Genomic DNA, 16158 nt, shown 5'->3' on the forward strand with positions numbered 1-16158 from the left:
TGCCATATGCGGTTGCTAGTCGATGCCGAGCTTCTTCAGCTTGTAGCGCAGGGCCCGGAACGTGATGCCCAAGGCCGCGGCGGTCTTGGTCTTGTTGTAGCGGTGTTCTTGCAGCGACTGCTGGATCGCGGCGCGCTCGATGTCTTCGATGAAGGACGGCAGGGCGGTGCCGGCGGTCTCGTAGGGGCTGAGGGTGCGTGGGTCACGCGGGGCGGCCGCGTTCTGCGGCAGGGCCTGATGGGTGCCGGTGACGAAGGGGGAGCCGTGCTGGCCCTGGCCCGACTGCGTGCCGCTGCGCGGGACCGGTAGATGCAGGTCGGCCGCGGTGATCCGGTCCTCGTCGGCCATCGCCAGCGCACGCTCGAGGATGTTCTCGAGCTCGCGGACGTTGCCGGGAAAGCCGTAGCCCTCGAGCGCGGCGACGGCGTCGTCGGCCAGTGCCGGTGCGGGGCGGTGCATGGCCTGGGCGAGACGCTGCAGGATGGCACTCGACAGCAACGGCAGGTCGCCGGCGCGTTCGCGCAGCGGCGGCACCTGCAGGCCGATGACGTTGATGCGGTAGTAGAGGTCATGGCGGAAGCGGCCGTCGTTGACCAGTTGCGCCAGGTCCTTGTGCGTGGCCGACAGGATGCGCACGTCGACCTGCACTTCGGCCGAGGCGCCCACCGGGCGGATCGATTTTTCCTGGATGGCGCGCAGCAGCTTGACCTGCATCGGCAGCGGCAATTCAGCGATTTCGTCGAGGAACAGCGTGCCGCCATCCGCGGCCTGGAACAGGCCGGGCTTGTCGCTGTGCGCGCCGGTGAAGCTGCCCTTCTTGTGGCCGAAGAACTCGCTTTCCATCAGTTCGGTCGGAATGGCGCCGCAGTTGACCGGCACGAATGGACTGCTGGCGCGCGCGCCCTGGGCGTGGATGGTGCGGGCGACGAGTTCCTTGCCGGTGCCCGATTCGCCGTTGATGAACACCGGCGCCTGGCTGCGGGCGACCTTGGCGATGGTATGGCGCAACGTGACCATGGCGTCGGAGGTGCCAAGCAGGCGGCTGCTGTGTTCCTCGGTGTCGCGCTTGGCCCGCTCGCCCAATTCCAGCGCCTGGCGGACGAGGCCGCGCAGCACGTGGATGTCGACCGGCTTGCTGACGAAATCGAAGGCGCCGACCTTGAGCGCCTCGACAGCCGCCTGGACGTTGCCGTAGGCGGTGATCATTGCGACCGGCATGCCGGGGTAGCGGGTGCTGATCTCGCCGACAAGCTCCAGGCCCGAGCCGTCGGGCAGACGCATGTCGGTCAGGCACAGGTCGTAGGGCGCCGCGGCCAGCAGTTCGCGGGCGGCGGCCAGCGTGGCGGCGGTTTCGGTGCGCAGCCCCATGCGGCCGAGGGTGAGGACCAGCAGTTCACGGATATCGTGTTCGTCATCGACGATCAGGACGCTGCGGGATTCGCTCATCGATGGGCCACACAACCGGAACTGGGGTGTGACGCATAGTGACAGATTCTGCCAAACGCGACGAGGGTCACACGAGGGACGCTAGTCACGATGGGGGGCGCGAGTCTGCAGGCGTCTGTGTAGTCGCCGACAGTGTGCTGCGCTCTTCCTTTTCATCTCACGCATTCCCGCGCCGTCGGGTTCCGGTGGGGCCCGGAATGCCTGTGTTGAGGCTCGCCGGGAGAATGGCCGAGCTGTGCGGTTGGCATAGCAATGTCAGTCCAGTCCGACGTTGTCGACTGCGACACCGCGGTCCAGTGCCGGGCATGGGGGCTTCGGAGTCATCGATGCAAGGCACTGGACTCCGGCCTGCGCCGGGGTGACGGCGTTGGGAGCCTTGAGCAGCGCGAGCGTCGGGGAGTCGGTGAGGGCTCGGGTGGCATGGGTGCCGAGATGCGTGCCCATGCCTGCGCCGGTGTATGCGCTCAAGCGTTCCGCGCTTCGAAGCGCGGCGCTCTTCAATTCAATGTTAGGCCGCTGGAATTGAAAGCCGACTTTCAGCCACGTCGTAGAGATGTGCCCGGCTGCATGAAGCGCAGTCAGCCCCTAGTCCGCAGCAGCGTCTTCCGCGCCGCCAACGTGACCCGGAAGCAGGCGCCGCCGCCGGGCACGGCGACGTATTCCAGATGCGCCTCGTTCGCGCGGCACAGTTCATGGGCGATGTAGAGACCGAGGCCCGTGCCGCTTTCGGAGGTGGTGAAGAACGGGCGGAACAGCTGCGAGGCGACCGCGTCGGGCACGCCGGGGCCGCGGTCGAGCACGCTGAGGGTGGGGCATTCGCCCGTCTGTTCGAGATGCAGGGTGATGCGCGCCGGTTCGCCGGGCATGCGCCCGTAGCGCACGGCGTTGTTGACCAGGGCGGTCAGCACCTGCTGCAGGTGGCGCGGGTCGAAGATCGCGCGCAGCGCGGACTGCGCGCAGGTGACCTTCAGTTCGGCGTTCTCGTCGCTGACGATCATCCGGTAGTCCAGCACGAAGCCGTGGGCCGCGGCGACCAGATCCACGTGTTCGGGCCGGGCGCGCTCGCGGCGGGCGAGGCCCAGCACGCTTTCGACGATGCCGTTGGTGCGCATGCACTGCTGGTGGATGATCTGCAGCAGGCGTCGGTCGGCCTCGCCGATCTGGTCGGATTCTTCCATCAGCTGGGTGGCGTAGCTGATCGCGGCGAGCGGGTTACGGATCTCGTGGGCAAGGCTGGCGGAGAACCGGCCCATGGTGGCCAGGGTCAGCGATTCGGCGCGGCGCGAGACGAGGGAGGTGTCGTCGAGGAACACAAGGGTGCTGTCGCTTTCGGCCAGCAGCCGCACGAAGCGGGGCATGACGTCGGTGTGCTCGCGCAGGGTGAGCGGCGCGCTGTCCACGCTGCCGCTGCGCAACCATTCCGCCAGCCGCATCGCCAGTGGCGGCGCGAGCTGCGACAGCGTGCGGCCGTGCAGGCCGTCCTCGCCCGGCGCGTCGCTCTCCCCGATCAGCAGCGTGGCGGCCTCATTGGTCAGGCGGATGTGGCCGGCGCCGTCGACCAGCAGCACCCCGGTCTGCATGCGGCGGATGATCAGCTCGTTGATTTCGGCGAGGTTCTCGGCCTCGGCGCCGCGCCGGTCGGCCAGGGCCTGGGTTTCGCGGACCTGCTTGCCGAGCTGGCGGGTCAGCGAGGCGGCCGCAAAGAATCCGAGCCCGAACATCATCATTTCGGCGAACGGCCGGTCGAAGGTGCCGGTGCCGAGCAGGCCGACCATGCGTTCGACCAGTAGCGCCAGCGACGCGGCGGCGGCGATCAGCAGGCTGGTGCGCAGGGTCACGAACAGCGAGGCGGCGCCGATGTTGAACAGCATCAGCATGGCGATGCCGGGGGCGACCTCGGGGATCGCGTGGGTGATCAGCGTCGCGACTACGATGTCCACCAACACGCCGACCACGGCGTGGCTGGGGAAGTCGGCCCGGGCGCGGCGGGCGTGCACCAGCAGGCCCACCGAGGCGATCAGGTAGCCGATGGCCACCGAGATCGCGATCGGCGCATCCGTCACTTCGCCGAGCACCGCCCCCCAGGGGCTGAACACCAGCAGCGCGAGCAGGGCGGCTTCCAGCACCCGATAGAGCGCGAACAGCGAGAGTTCGCGCTGTAGCAGTGACGGGGACAGCGCGGAAGCTGCGAGCAGGGGCACGGGCGCGTTCCATCGGAGCCGGACGGCCGAGTATAGGCGTCGGTCCGGGGCGGTCGGCGGGGCGGTTTTGCCCGTCACCGCCGCATGAGCGAGAATAGCGGACCCCGCCGACCCGCCGCGCCCTGTGTGCCGCCCGTCGACCGGTGTCATCTCCTTTCTGTACGGACCCCACATGAACTTCCACGAATACCAGGCGAAGCAGTTGTTTGCCGATTACGGCATCCCCGTGCCGGCCGGGCGCGTCGCGTCCACCGCCGACGAAGCAGTCGAAGTAGCGAAGTCCCTGGGCGATGGCCCCTGGATGGTCAAGGCCCAGATCCACGCGGGCGGCCGCGGCAAGGCCGGCGGCGTGAAGTTCTGCAAGACCACCGACGACGTGAAGGCCGCTGCTGCCAAGATGCTCGGTACCAAGATGGCCACCTATCAGACCGCTGGCGTTGAACTGCCGGTCAATCTGGTGCTGATCACCGAAGCTGGTGAGATCGCCAAGGAACTGTATCTGTCGGTGCTGGTTGACCGCGGTACGCAGTCGATCACCTACATCGTCTCGAGCGAGGGTGGCGTGGACATTGAGCAGGTGGCTGCCGAGACGCCGGAGAAGATCGAGAGCCTCAACGTCAGCTTCGTCGAAGGTTTCCAGCCCTACCAGGGCCGCGAGATCGGCTTCAAGATCGGCCTGACCGCCAAGCAGGCCAACCAGCTCGCCAAGATCATGGGCGGCCTGTACACCCTGTTCAACGAGAAGGACCTGGCGCTGGTCGAACTCAACCCGCTGGCGATCCTCGACAATGGCGACCTCTACGCCCTCGACGGCAAGGTCGACTCCGACGACAACGCCGCGTTCCGTCACAAGGATCTGGCGGCGATGCGTGACGCCACGCAGGAAGACGAGGCCGAAGCGCGTGCCAGCCAGTACGACCTGAACTACGTGACCATGGACGGCAACATCGGCTGCATGGTCAACGGCGCGGGCCTGGCCATGGCGACGATGGACGTGATCGCGCTCAACGGCGGCTCGCCGGCGAACTTCCTCGATGTGGGCGGCGGCGCAACCAAGGAGCGCGTGACCGAGGCGTTCAAGCTCATCCTGTCGAGCGACAAGGTCAAGGCGATCTTCGTCAACATCTTCGGCGGCATCGTCCGCTGCGACATGATTGCCGAGGGCATCATCGCGGCGGTCAAGGAAGTGGACGTCAAGGTGCCGGTGATCGTGCGCCTCGAGGGCACGAACGTCGAAGCGGGCAAGAAGTTGCTGGCCGAATCCGGCCTGGCGATCACCGCGGCCGACGACATCAACGACGGCGCCAAGAAGGCCGTCGCCGCCGCCGCCTGATTCCGATCGACTCTATTTCCTTCCCTTCTCCCTCTGGGAGAAGGTGCCCGAAGGGCGGATGAGGGCGCTTGCATCCATGCAGCCCTCACCCCAACCCCTCTCCCAAGGGGAGAGGGGCTCAACAGGACAACTCCATGAGCGTTTTGATCAACAAGAACACCAAGGTGATCGTGCAGGGCTTCACCGGCCAGCAGGGCACCTTCCACGCCACCCAGATGGTGGAATACGGCACCCAGGTCGTCGGCGGCGTCACGCCCGGCAAGGGCGGCACCACGCACATCAACCTGCCGGTGTTCAACACCGTGCGCGAAGCGGTCGAGGCCACCGGCGCCGATGCGTCGGTGATCTACGTGCCGCCGCCGTTCGCGGCCGATGCCATCCTCGAAGCGGCTGCGGCCGGCATCAAGGTCATCGTCTGCATCACCGAGGGCATTCCGGTGCTCGACATGCTGCGCGTCAAGAACGTGCTCAAGTCGCACCCGGACGTCACCCTGGTCGGTCCCAACTGCCCGGGCGTGATCACGCCGGGCGAGTGCAAGATCGGCATCATGCCGGGCCACATCCACATGCCGGGCAAGATCGGCATCGTGTCGCGCTCGGGCACGCTGACCTATGAAGCGGTCAAGCAGACCACCGCGGCAGGCCTCGGCCAGTCGACCGTCATCGGCATCGGCGGCGACCCGATCAACGGCCTGAACTTCGTCGACTGCCTCAAGCTGTTCAACGAAGATCCGCAGACGCTGGGCATCATCATGGTCGGCGAAATCGGCGGCGACGCTGAGGAAGCGGGCGCCGAGTACATCAAGGCACACGTCAAGAAGCCGGTCGTCGGCTTCATCGCCGGCGCGTCGGCCCCTCCGGGCAAGCGCATGGGCCACGCCGGCGCGATCGCGTCGGGCGGTTCGGGCACGGCGGAGGGCAAGTTCAAGGCGATGGAAGCGGCGGGCGTGAAGACCGTCCGTTCGCCGGGCGACCTGGGCGAAGCGATCGCTGCGCTCGTGAAGTAATCACGCCGCATCGCGTGATTCGAGAAGGCCGCCTCCGGGCGGCCTTTTTCGTGGACGGACTTTTAGTAGGAGCGCGCTTGCGCGCGATGGCGGTTTCCCGGCGCGTGTCACTGCGCGCGCAAGCGCGCTCCTACAGTGGGATTTCAAGAGGGGCGGTTGACAGGGCGCTTTTCGATGCGCATCTTGAATGCGCATCCACGAGGGCTCCGTCATGCGCATTCGCGAAGATTATGCCGGCTACGGCAAGCGCGCCACCAACGTCAGCGTGAACCAGGGCCTGCTCGAGGATGCCCGCGCGCTGGATATCAACCTGTCGGCGACGCTTGAAAAAGCGCTGGAAGCGGAGGTGCGCGCGCGCAAGCGGGACAAGTGGCTGGAGCAGAACCGGGACGCGATCGAGGCTTACAACCGCCGCGTCGAGCGAGACGGCATGTTGAGTGATCACGTGCGCACGTTTCTGTCCAAGGCCGGTGGATGAGCCAGTTCGCCGTCTACGCGAACGCCGACGCCGCATCGAGAAAAGTCGTTCCGTACTTTCTGGATGTCCAGAGTGATCTGATCGAGACCATCGGCTCACGCGTGGTCGTGCCGCTGGTGACGGTCGAGCGCGCAGGTGGCGTGATCGAACGACTGATGCCGTGCCTTGTAGTCGGCGAGCGGCGCATGGTGATGGACACCGCGCAGATCATGGGAATCCCGATGCGCATGATCGGCAAGCGTGTCGCCGACATGTCGGATGAGCGGCATGCCATCCTGTCCGCTATCGATCTTTTGACACATGGCATCTGACATGACCGACCCCCTGCGCATCGCACTCGCCCAGTTCGACTTTCCGGTGGGCGATGTCGGCCGCAACGCCGAGCGCATCGCGGAGATGATCGTGGCGGCGCGTGACGAGTTCGGTGCGCATGTGGTGGTCTTCCCCGAACTTGCAATCAGCGGGTATCCGCCGGAAGACCTGCTGATGCGCCCCTCGTTCCTGATCGACTGCGAAGCGGCGTTGATGCAGATCGCCAAGGACGTGCGCGGCATCGTCGCGGTGGTCGGTTGGCCGGAGTCCGCGGGCAGCGTGCTCTACAACTCGGCGAGTGTGCTGCGCGACGGCATGCTCGAGCGCACCTATCGCAAGCGCGAACTGCCGAACTACAACGTGTTCGACGAGCGCCGATATTTCCATGTCGATCCGGACGGCGAACCCTGCGTGGTCGACGTCGGCGGCGTGCCGGTCGGCGTGCTGGTCTGCGAGGACCTCTGGTTCCCTGAGCCTTTGGCCGATACCGCCGCCGCGGGGGCGGCCGTCGTGGTGGTGCCGAACGCATCGCCGTACGAGCGCGGCAAACATCGCCAGCGCGACGCGCTGCTGGCCGAGCGCACCCGCGAGAGCGGTGTCGCGCTGGCCTACGTCAACGTCGTCGGCGGACAGGACGCACTGGTGTTCGACGGCGCCTCGGTCGTTGCCGATGCCGACGGCACCGTGCACCCGGCGGCGGTTGCGTTCGACGACCATTGGCTGGTGGTGGACTTCGATCCGGCGACGCGCAAGTTCTCGCCCGTGGTCTGGGTCGACGATGGCGACGAAAGCATCGACGCGCTGGCCTGGCGCGCGGTGGTCCGCGGCACGCGCGATTACTGCGGCAAGAACGGGTTTTCGAAAGCCTGGGTCGGCCTATCGGGCGGCATCGATTCGTCGGTGGTGCTGGCGATGGCGGTCGATGCGCTGGGCGCGGAGAACGTCACCGCGGTGCGCATGCCCTCGCGCTTCACCGCTGGGCTCAGCAATGACCTTGCCGCCGAGCAGTGCGAGGCGCTCGGCGTGCGCATGCTGACCATTCCGATCGAGCTGCCGTTCCAGGGCTTCCTCGATACATTGGCCGAAGCGTTCGAGGGCAAGGACGGCGACATCGCCGAGGAAAACCTGCAGTCCCGCACCCGCGGCGCGATCATGATGGCGTTGTCGAACAAGCACGGCGGCCTGCTGCTCACCACCGGCAACAAGAGCGAATACGCGGTGGGCTACGCGACGATCTACGGCGACATGTGCGGCGGCTACGCGCCGATCAAGGATCTGTACAAGACCGAAGTCTTTGGCCTGTCGAAGTGGCGCAACACCGTCGGCGGCGCACCGGTGATTCCGCCCGCGGTGATCGCCCGCCCACCCTCGGCCGAACTGCGCGACAACCAGCTCGACCAGGATTCGCTGCCGCCCTACGACGTGCTCGATGCGATCCTGCGTCGCTTTGTGGACCAGGAGGAATCGCGCGACGAGATCGTCGCGGCCGGCTTCGATGCGGCCACCGTCGACCGCGTGTTGCGACTGGTGCGCATCAGCGAGTGGAAGCGCCACCAGGCCGCGCCGGGGCCGAAGATCTCGCGGCGCGCGTTCGGTCGTGAGCGCAGGTATCCGATCAGCAACCGGTATTCGGGGTGATTGGCGGGTTCCGCGGCCAGCCTGCGACCCGGGCAGCCTTTTGTCCTTGTAGGAGCGCGCTCGCGCGCGATGGCGCTTTCCACGGACCACTCTTCGCGCGCGAGCGCGCTCCTACAGGGTGGGACGGCGCCTTCGAATGTCTCGGAGGGCCGCCTGGCGGCGCACGCCTGTGTTGAGCCTGATCCAGCGCGTCAGCGAAGCCGCCGTCCGTGTCGATGGCGCGGTCATCGGCCACACCGGCCCCGGCCTGCTCGCGCTCGTCGGCATCGAACCGGGCGACGGCGAGACCCAGGTCGCCCGCATGGCCGATCGCCTGCTCGCGTACCGGGTGTTCTCGGACGATGCCGGTCGCATGAACCTGTCGTTGGCGCAGATCGGCGGTGGCCTGCTGCTGGTGAGCCAGTTCACGCTGGCGGCGGATACACGCTCGGGCAATCGGCCGGGTTTCAGTACCGCCGCGCCGCCCGAAGAGGCTGAACGGATCTTCGATCGCCTGGTCGCCGTCTGCAGGTCACGCCATCCGGGGGTGGAAACCGGCCGCTTCGGTGCCCATATGGAGGTCAGCCTGGTCAACGACGGCCCGGTCACCTTCCTGCTCAGGGCATGATCCCGGCCCCGCTGGTGGTATAATTACGGGTTCACTTTTCAGACGGTGCGCCACATGGCGAATGAACGTCCCGCCCAGCAGTCCGATATCAAGATCCTCATCAGCAAGGGTCTTGAGCAGGGCTATCTGACCTATGCCGAAGTCAACGATCATCTGCCCGACGACATGGTCGATCCGGAGCAGATCGAAGACATCATCGGCATGATCAACGGCATGGGCATTGCTGTCCATGAAGTGGCGCCCGATGCGGAAACGCTGCTGCTGGCCGGCGAATCGGGTGGCAACCGCGAAGTCGACGAGACCGCTGCGGAAGAAGCCGCCGCCGCGCTGACCTCGCTCGATACCGAAGGTGGCCGCACGACCGACCCGGTGCGCATGTACATGCGCGAGATGGGCACGGTCGAGCTGCTGACCCGCGAAGGCGAGATCGCGATCGCCAAGCGCATCGAGGAAGGTCTGAACCAGATGATGACCTCGGTGGCCAGCTTCCCGTGGTCGGTGCAGCTGCTGCTCGAAGAATATGAACTGCACAAGGGTGGCAAGAAGCGTCTGGCCGAAGTCGTCGCCGGCTTCAACGACCAGCTGCTCGAAGAACTGGCGGCTGAAGAGGAAGCGGCAGCGGGCAACGCGCCGGCCGTCGTCGAAGCGGTGGAAGAAGCCGAGACCGACGACGACGATTCCGACGATTCCTCGGACGAGGAAGAGAGCACCGGCCCGACCGGTCCGGACCCGGAAGAAGTCCTGCGTCGCATGGACCTGATGGCCGACCTGTTCAACAAGTTCCAGAAGTCGTACGCCAAGCACGGTGCGACTGCGAAGTCATCGATCAAGCTGCGCGCCGAGATGGCCGAGGTCTTCATGACCTTCAAGCTGCCGCTGCCGCTGACCGATCTGCTGGTCCGCAAGCTGCGTGAGGTCGTGTCCGAGCTGAAGGACCACGAGCGTCGCATCCTCGACCTCTCCACCCGCGTCGCCAAGATGCCGCGTAAGGATTTCATCCGCGCGTGGGATGGCAACCAGACCAATACGGGCTGGGCGGACGAGATGATCAAGCGCAAGCAGAAGTGGTCGTCCGGCCTGAAGGACGTGCGCGACCAGATCGTCGCCGAGCAGGAAGCGACGCTCGCGATCGAGAAGGCGATGGGCGTCACCCTGGGCGATCTCAAGGAGATCAACCGCGCGATGGCCTACGGCGAGGCCAAGGCCCGCAAGGCCAAGAAGGAAATGGTCGAGGCCAACCTGCGCCTGGTGATCTCGATCGCCAAGAAGTACACCAACCGCGGTCTGCAGTTCCTCGATCTCATCCAGGAAGGCAACATCGGCCTGATGAAGGCCGTGGACAAGTTTGAGCACCGTCGCGGCTTCAAGTTCTCGACCTACGCCACGTGGTGGATCCGCCAGGCGATCACGCGCTCGATCGCCGACCAGGCGCGCACGATCCGTATCCCCGTGCACATGATCGAGACGATCAACAAGCTCAACCGCATTTCCCGCCAGATGCTCCAGCAGTACGGCCGCGAGGCCACGCCGGAGGAGCTGGCCAAGGAAATGGACATGCCGGAAGACAAGATCCGGAAGGTCATGAAGATCGCGAAGGAGCCGATCTCCATGGAGACCCCGATCGGCGACGACGAGGATTCGCACCTGGGCGACTTCATCGAGGACACCAATGTGGAGTCCCCGATCGACGCGACCACCAACACCAACCTCATGGAGACAGTCCGCGACGTGCTCGCCGGCCTGACCCCGCGTGAGGCCAAGGTGCTGCGCATGCGCTTCGGCATCGACATGAACACCGATCACACGCTCGAGGAAGTCGGCAAACAGTTCGACGTCACCCGCGAGCGCATCCGCCAGATCGAGGCCAAGGCGCTGCGCAAGCTCCGTCATCCCTCGCGCAGCGAGCAGCTGCGGAGCTTCCTCGACGTCGAGTGAGTCGAGGCTGCGCGTAATACGAAAAAGCCCGCCGGAAGGCGGGCTTTTTTGTGGGGCATGTCCAGAACGAACGTCTTGCGGTTCTCTCTGGTCTCACCCCTTTGTAGGAGCGCGCTTGCGCGCGATTGCCTGTTGCCGGTTTCTTCGCGCGCGAGCGCGCTCCTACAGGATGGCGTGTCCTCCCGATCGGGTCAGCTGATGATCGTCGGCGTCGCGGTGCCTACGATCACCACGTCGGCCTTGCGGCGGGCGAACAGGCCTACGCTGACCACGCCCGGGATCTGGTTGAGCTTCGCTTCCAGCGCCACCGGATCGGTGATCGAAAGGCCGTGGATGTCGAGCACCCAGTTGCCGTTGTCGGTCTTCACGCCTTCGCGCCAGACCGGCTGGCCGCCGGTCGTCTCTAGGATCGTGCGGGCCACGAGACTGCGCGCCATCGGAATCACTTCGATCGGCAGCGGGAACGCGCCGAGCACGGGGACCTGCTTTGCGGGATCGATGATGCAGATGAACTGCTTGCTGGCCTCGGCGATGATCTTCTCGCGCGTCAGCGCGGCCCCGCCGCCCTTGATCAGATGTCTACCGGGATCGCACTCGTCCGCGCCGTCGACATACAGCGCCAGTGGGCCGGTCGCATTGAGGTCGAGCACGTCGATGCCGTGGCCACGCAGACGCTCGGTGCTCTGGTCCGAGCTCGACACCGCGCCGTCGATGCGATGCTTGATGCGCGCCAGTGCGTCGATGAAATAGGCGACCGTCGAGCCGGTGCCCACCCCGACGATCATGCCGTCTTCCACGTACTCGATCGCCTTCTCGGCGGCCAGGCGCTTGCCTTCGCTCATCGCTTCTTCTCCAGGGACAACAGCAGTTTCCACTGCGCGGACGTGACCGGCAGCACCGACAGGCGCGCGCCCTTGCGGATCAGCGCGAATTCCTCGCCGAGGTCGGCGCTGTGTTCGCGGATCTGCGCCAGCGAAATGGGGTGGGCCAGGGTGCGCACATAGCCGACATCGACGAGGAACCAGCGCGGAGCCTCCTCGGTGGCCTTCTCATCGAAGTACTTCGACGACTTCTTGAACTGGCTCGGGTCGGGGTACGCAGTGGATGCGACCTCGGCGATGCCATAGATGCCGGGCACGTCGGTGTTCGAGTGATAGAACAGCACGCCGTCGCCGACCTGCATGCCATCGCGCATGAAGTTGCGCGCCTGGTAGTTGCGTACGCCCGTCCAGGGCTCGGTGCCGACGCGGGCCAGGTCGTCGATCGAGAAGTCCTCGGGCTCGGACTTCATCAGCCAGTAGCGCTTGCGGGTGCTCATCGCGTCTCGGTCAGGCGGCTGTGTGCGGGTGGAGGGTGTTCGATTCGGTGCAGATCGCGTCGAGCGGCACATCCCACTGCGCGGCGTCGAGCGCTTCCACCTGCTGCAGCGCGAACGCCGCGCCCACAAGCAGCGGCGGCGCGGACTGCGTGCGGCGGAAGTCGAAACTGCGGTCGTACCAGCCGCCGCCCATGCCCAGCCGGTTGCCGCGCGCGTCGAAGCCGACCAACGGCGCGACGACCAGCGCCATCGCGCTCGCATCGAGCGCGGAAGCGGGTTCGATATCAGGTTCGGGAATGCCGTAGCGGTTGGTGACCAGCGGATCGCCGGCACGCCAGGGCGCGAAGCGCAGCACCTCGTCATGCAGCACCGGCAGGCAGTAGATCAGGCCGGCGGGCAATCGCATCTGGAAGACATGCAGGCCGATCTCGCCATCATTCGCCCAGTAACCGGCCACATAGCCCGTTGCGGGCAACGCGGGCAGTGCGAACAGTTGGGCGGCGAGTCCCTCGGCGGCAGCAATGCGCGCAGGCGCGGGCAGGGCGCGGCGCTGGTCGCGCAGGCGTCGGCGGAGGGCGGTGCGGTCGGTCATGCGGCCGGGCTCGTCGTCGGAAATGCCGGCGACGCGGCAGGGAATTCAAAAAATACGTTCTCCGCCGATGCCGATGCAGGCGAAACGACCTTGAACCCGGGGTTCAAGTGGGAACGCTGGGATTCCTTTGGGCTTTCCGCTCGGGGGCGGACTGGCACTCCCGGTTTCCTGACGTCCCCGGTGTCGTTATTAAGGGACAAGGCGAATGTTTTGCACGCTGTCGAACACGGCAGAGAACGCACGCGCAGTATAGCCAATCGACCCGCGGCCTGGGTTCCGTTCGTCGGTCACGTCGCCGCGGACAGCGGTGGGGATTCAGTTGTGTGGAGGTGCCGCGAAAAGCGGCCGCCCTCAACGCTGTTCGGCGTCGAGTCCATCCAGCTTGCTGTGCAGCGACGCCAATGACTCGGCGATTTCGCGCGAGCCATGCGACTGGCCGTCGCCGAGCATCTGCAGCTCATGGGCCAGATTCAACGCGGCGAGGATCGCGATGCGATCGACCGCGGCCATGCGGTTGGCGCCGCGGATCTCGCGCATCCGCGCGTCGAGCAGCTTGGCGGCCGCCATCAGGCTGTCGCGTTCGTCGGGGGTGACGCCGACGGTGTATTCGCGATCCAGCACGCGAACGCTGACGGCCTCGGTGGCGCTCATGTGTGCTGCTCCAGGGACTTGAGGCGGGCGATCATCGCTTCCACCCGCGAGCGCGCCTGCTCGTTCTTCGACAGCAACTGGGCGCGCTCGCCGACAATGGATTCCTGTTGCTGGCGCAGGCTGCGGTTCTCGTCGCTGAGGACGCGGACACGTTCGATGAGCGCGTCGATCCGCGACGTCAGTCTGTGCAGCTGGGCGATGACGTCGGGCTCGGTCATTGCCGCACCTTAGGCAGCGCGCCGGTGGCGGTCAAGGCAGCACGACCGCTGGCGCGTGGCGGACGACGGGCAGGTCGTCGGGCCGCCAGTTGCGCATGAAGGCCAGGCACTGCAGTGCGTCGAGCGGCGGCGACACCCAGAAGCCCTGGATCTCGTCGCAGCCGCGCTCGGCAAGGAAGCGCATCTGGGCTTCGGTCTCGACGCCTTCGGCGACCACGCGCAGACCCAGCGAGTGGGCCATGGCGACGATGGTCGGGGTGATCGCGGCATCCTCGGCGTCGTGGGGCAGGCCATCGACGAAGGCCTTGTCGATCTTGATCGTGGTGATCGGCAGGCGTTTGAGATAGGCCAGCGACGAGTAACCGGTGCCGAAATCGTCGATCGCCAGCGACACGCCGAGGGTGCGGAAGGCCTGCAGGCGCTCTGCGGTCTGTTCGGCATTCGCCATCAGCACGCTTTCGGTGAGTTCGAGTTCGAGCAGGTGCGGCGGGATGCCCACATCCGCCAGCACGCGCTCGACCACGCCGACAAAATCTCCGCGCAGCAGCTGCAGCACCGAGACGTTGACCGAGACGTTGAGCTGGTCCATGCCGTGCTGGCGCCAGCGCTGGAGAACCAGGCAGGCCTCGCGCAGCACCCATTCGCCGATCTCCAGGATCAAGCCGCTTTCCTCGGCGATGGGAATGAACTCGGCCGGCGGGATGTCGCCGTGCTCGGGACTCGACCAGCGCAGCAGCGCCTCGACGCCGGTAATGCACGGGGGCGACAGCGACAGCCGCGGCTGGAACACGAGCCGCAGTTCGCCACGGTCGAGCACCTTGCGCAGCGCGCCGGAAATCGTCGCGCGCTGGCGCACCGCCAGGTCCATGGTGTCGTCGTAACACATGAAGGTGCAGCGTCCGGCCGCCTTGGCCTGGTACATGGCGGTGTCGGCCTGCTTGAGCAGTTCCGTCGGGACCTGGGCGTGGTCGGGATAGAGGCTGATGCCGATCGACGGCGAGATCGAGACCTCGCGGCGGTCATCGAGCGACAGCGGTGCCCCGAAGGCATTGATGATCTCGCGCGCCATGTGCTCGGCGTCATCGGCCTGGGCGAGACCTTCCAGCACGACCGTGAATTCGTCGCCGCCCAGCCGCGCCACCGTGTGCTGAGCGCCGACGGTCTGCTGCAGGCGCACGGCAGCCGCGCGCAGGATGCGATCGCCGGCGGCATGGCCCAGCGAATCGTTGACGTCCTTGAAGCGGTCCAGGTCCAGGAACAGCACCGCCAGCCGGCTGTCTTCCCGGTGCGCGCGCACGATCGCGCGCGAAAGGCGTTCCGACAGCAGCGAGCGGTTCGGCAGGCCGGTCAATGTGTCGAAGTTCGCCAGATAGCGCAGTTCCTGCTCGGTACGCTTCTGCTGGGTGATGTCGGTGAAGACGCAGACGTGCAGCAGGCTGTTCTCGTCGGCGTCGCGCACGGTGCGCAGCTCGAGCGCGGACAGAAGTTCGTCGCCGTCCTTGCGGCGCTGCCAGAGTTCGCCGCTCCAGTGCCCCTCGCGACGCGCCTGCGCGCGGATGCGACGGTAGAAGGCGCTGTCGTTCTGCGCGCTGTCGAGCAGGGACGCGCCCTGCCCGAGCACCTCGGCTTCCGTGTATCCGGTCATGCGCAGGAAAGCCGGATTGACCGAGACGTAGCGGAACTCCGCATCGAGGACCGCGACCGCTTCGCCCATGCTGCGCAGGACGGTGGCGGCGATCTGGCGTTCGCGCTCGGCCTCGCGCGTGGCCGAGACATTGAGTGAGGTGCCGGCGATGCGCCGCACCATGCCCGCGTTGTCGCGTTCGACCGCGCGCCCGCGTGCACGGACCCAGGTCCAGCCACCGGCGCCATCGGCCACCCGCAGCTGTACCTGGAAGCGCTCGCACTCCCCTTCGAGATAGCGACGCAGGGCCTCGCGGGCGAGCGCGTGGTCGTCGGGATGCAGCAAGGCTTCGACCGGCATGCTGTCTTCGAGCATGCGGGCTTCGCCGTGCGTGTCAGCGAGCAGGCGCCGCAGCTGGCCGCTGCCCACGTGGTAATCCCAGTAGCGTTCGCCCGTGGCCCACAGGGCGAGCTTGAGCCGATCGATGTGATCGTTGATCTCGGCGACGTAGGCGCGCTCGCTACTGCGTCGGCGCACCAGCACCACCACCAGCAGCACCAGCAACGCCATCAGCACCGCGGCGCCGGGCACGTGCAGCTGACTGGGTTCGATCACGCGGCGGCACTCCGTGCCGGGGTCGGCGAACGCGAGTGTAGGCACGCCGGCGCTGCGGCAACAAGCGCGCCGGCGTCGCCGCGGACGCCGTTGGTACACTGGCACCCCCCGTCCAAGAGCGCCCGCCGTGTCCGAAGTCCTGCCGAGCCTTGCCGAAATCGATGCCGAGATCCGCCACCTGCA

General features: G+C 66.6%; 16 protein-coding genes and 1 other RNA gene. 7 read left to right on the forward strand and 10 right to left on the reverse strand.

What is annotated here, in order from left to right:
* Window positions 1-15: 15 nt before the first annotated feature.
* From J2X52_RS06340 to J2X52_RS06350, 3 genes are all read right to left on the reverse strand, one after another.
* Window positions 16-1446 carry a sigma-54 dependent transcriptional regulator gene (locus J2X52_RS06340; protein WP_310150387.1) on the reverse strand — a complete coding sequence of 477 codons (1431 nt, stop codon included), beginning with the start codon at window positions 1444-1446 and terminating at the stop codon, window positions 16-18.
* 255 nt (window positions 1447-1701) lie between these two features.
* Window positions 1702-1914 carry a hypothetical protein gene (locus J2X52_RS06345; RefSeq protein ID WP_310150390.1) on the reverse strand — a complete coding sequence of 71 codons (213 nt, stop codon included), beginning with the start codon at window positions 1912-1914 and terminating at the stop codon, window positions 1702-1704.
* A gap of 110 nt (window positions 1915-2024) precedes the next feature.
* Window positions 2025-3647 carry an ATP-binding protein gene (locus J2X52_RS06350; protein WP_310150393.1) on the reverse strand — a complete coding sequence of 541 codons (1623 nt, stop codon included), beginning with the start codon at window positions 3645-3647 and terminating at the stop codon, window positions 2025-2027.
* A gap of 172 nt (window positions 3648-3819) precedes the next feature.
* Here J2X52_RS06350 and sucC point away from each other — a divergent pair, with 172 nt between their 5' ends.
* The 7 genes from sucC to rpoD all read left to right on the forward strand — a co-directional run bounded on the left by sucC (window position 3820) and on the right by rpoD (window position 10957).
* Window positions 3820-4980, forward strand: coding sequence for an ADP-forming succinate--CoA ligase subunit beta (sucC, locus tag J2X52_RS06355; protein ID WP_310150396.1), 1161 nt, complete (start codon window positions 3820-3822; stop codon window positions 4978-4980).
* Window positions 4981-5114: 134 nt separating this feature from the next.
* Entirely contained in the window at window positions 5115-5987 is an 873-nt protein-coding gene (gene sucD, locus J2X52_RS06360; RefSeq protein ID WP_096297267.1) for a succinate--CoA ligase subunit alpha, read from the forward strand.
* Window positions 5988-6198: 211 nt separating this feature from the next.
* On the forward strand, window positions 6199-6465 hold the full coding sequence (locus tag J2X52_RS06365; RefSeq protein ID WP_310150401.1) for a type II toxin-antitoxin system CcdA family antitoxin: 267 nt from the start codon (window positions 6199-6201) through the stop codon (window positions 6463-6465).
* Window positions 6462-6776, forward strand: coding sequence for a CcdB family protein (locus tag J2X52_RS06370; RefSeq protein WP_310150404.1), 315 nt, complete (start codon window positions 6462-6464; stop codon window positions 6774-6776). Before J2X52_RS06365 ends, J2X52_RS06370 begins: the two co-directional genes overlap by 4 nt.
* A gap of 1 nt (window position 6777) precedes the next feature.
* Window positions 6778-8415 carry an NAD+ synthase gene (locus tag J2X52_RS06375; protein ID WP_310150407.1) on the forward strand — a complete coding sequence of 546 codons (1638 nt, stop codon included), beginning with the start codon at window positions 6778-6780 and terminating at the stop codon, window positions 8413-8415.
* Window positions 8416-8584: 169 nt separating this feature from the next.
* Entirely contained in the window at window positions 8585-9022 is a 438-nt protein-coding gene (gene dtd / locus J2X52_RS06380) for a D-aminoacyl-tRNA deacylase (RefSeq protein WP_310151173.1), read from the forward strand.
* 54 nt (window positions 9023-9076) lie between these two features.
* Window positions 9077-10957: an RNA polymerase sigma factor RpoD gene (gene rpoD, locus J2X52_RS06385; RefSeq protein WP_310150410.1), complete on the forward strand. Its 1881-nt coding sequence runs from the start codon at window positions 9077-9079 to the stop codon at window positions 10955-10957.
* Window positions 10958-11148: 191 nt separating this feature from the next.
* On the opposite strand, the gene rpiA is transcribed toward rpoD, so the two are convergent.
* The 7 genes from rpiA to J2X52_RS06420 all read right to left on the reverse strand — a co-directional run bounded on the left by rpiA (window position 11149) and on the right by J2X52_RS06420 (window position 15975).
* Window positions 11149-11799: a ribose-5-phosphate isomerase RpiA gene (gene rpiA / locus J2X52_RS06390; protein WP_310150413.1), complete on the reverse strand. Its 651-nt coding sequence runs from the start codon at window positions 11797-11799 to the stop codon at window positions 11149-11151.
* A complete protein-coding gene (locus J2X52_RS06395) occupies window positions 11796-12275 on the reverse strand; it encodes an EVE domain-containing protein (RefSeq protein WP_310150416.1) in 480 nt (159 codons plus the stop codon). Before J2X52_RS06395 ends, rpiA begins: the two co-directional genes overlap by 4 nt.
* Before the next feature lie 10 nt (window positions 12276-12285).
* Window positions 12286-12867, reverse strand: a complete 582-nt coding sequence (locus J2X52_RS06400; protein ID WP_310150419.1) for a 5-formyltetrahydrofolate cyclo-ligase — start codon at window positions 12865-12867, stop codon at window positions 12286-12288.
* A 54-nt stretch (window positions 12868-12921) separates the two neighbouring features.
* Window positions 12922-13106: non-coding RNA, 6S RNA (gene ssrS, locus J2X52_RS06405), on the reverse strand.
* 112 nt (window positions 13107-13218) lie between these two features.
* Window positions 13219-13518 carry a cell division protein ZapA gene (locus J2X52_RS06410; protein WP_310150422.1) on the reverse strand — a complete coding sequence of 100 codons (300 nt, stop codon included), beginning with the start codon at window positions 13516-13518 and terminating at the stop codon, window positions 13219-13221.
* Complete coding sequence (locus J2X52_RS06415) at window positions 13515-13736, reverse strand: TIGR02449 family protein (RefSeq protein WP_310150425.1); 222 nt, start codon at window positions 13734-13736, stop codon at window positions 13515-13517. Before J2X52_RS06415 ends, J2X52_RS06410 begins: the two co-directional genes overlap by 4 nt.
* Before the next feature lie 31 nt (window positions 13737-13767).
* On the reverse strand, window positions 13768-15975 hold the full coding sequence (locus J2X52_RS06420) for an EAL domain-containing protein (RefSeq protein ID WP_310150428.1): 2208 nt from the start codon (window positions 15973-15975) through the stop codon (window positions 13768-13770).
* Between the last annotated feature and the right edge of the window lie 183 nt (window positions 15976-16158).

The sequence above is a fragment of the Luteimonas sp. 3794 genome (assembly GCF_031456825.1).
Classification (GTDB): domain Bacteria; phylum Pseudomonadota; class Gammaproteobacteria; order Xanthomonadales; family Xanthomonadaceae; genus Luteimonas.

Bases quoted from the DNA above. Each gene is read 5' to 3' on its own strand.
- J2X52_RS06415 (WP_310150425.1), bottom strand. From the start codon at position 13,736: ATGACCGAGCCCGACGTCATCGCCCAGCTGCACAGACTGACGTCGCGG.
- J2X52_RS06365 (WP_310150401.1), top strand. From the start codon at position 6,199: ATGCGCATTCGCGAAGATTATGCCGGCTACGGCAAGCGCGCCACCAAC.
- J2X52_RS06375 (WP_310150407.1), top strand. From the start codon at position 6,778: ATGACCGACCCCCTGCGCATCGCACTCGCCCAGTTCGACTTTCCGGTG.
- sucD (WP_096297267.1), top strand. From the start codon at position 5,115: ATGAGCGTTTTGATCAACAAGAACACCAAGGTGATCGTGCAGGGCTTC.
- J2X52_RS06370 (WP_310150404.1), top strand. From the start codon at position 6,462: ATGAGCCAGTTCGCCGTCTACGCGAACGCCGACGCCGCATCGAGAAAA.
- J2X52_RS06410 (WP_310150422.1), bottom strand. From the start codon at position 13,518: ATGAGCGCCACCGAGGCCGTCAGCGTTCGCGTGCTGGATCGCGAATAC.
- rpiA (WP_310150413.1), bottom strand. From the start codon at position 11,799: ATGAGCGAAGGCAAGCGCCTGGCCGCCGAGAAGGCGATCGAGTACGTG.
- J2X52_RS06340 (WP_310150387.1), bottom strand. From the start codon at position 1,446: ATGAGCGAATCCCGCAGCGTCCTGATCGTCGATGACGAACACGATATC.
- J2X52_RS06395 (WP_310150416.1), bottom strand. From the start codon at position 12,275: ATGAGCACCCGCAAGCGCTACTGGCTGATGAAGTCCGAGCCCGAGGAC.
- rpoD (WP_310150410.1), top strand. From the start codon at position 9,077: ATGGCGAATGAACGTCCCGCCCAGCAGTCCGATATCAAGATCCTCATC.
- J2X52_RS06400 (WP_310150419.1), bottom strand. From the start codon at position 12,867: ATGACCGACCGCACCGCCCTCCGCCGACGCCTGCGCGACCAGCGCCGC.
- sucC (WP_310150396.1), top strand. From the start codon at position 3,820: ATGAACTTCCACGAATACCAGGCGAAGCAGTTGTTTGCCGATTACGGC.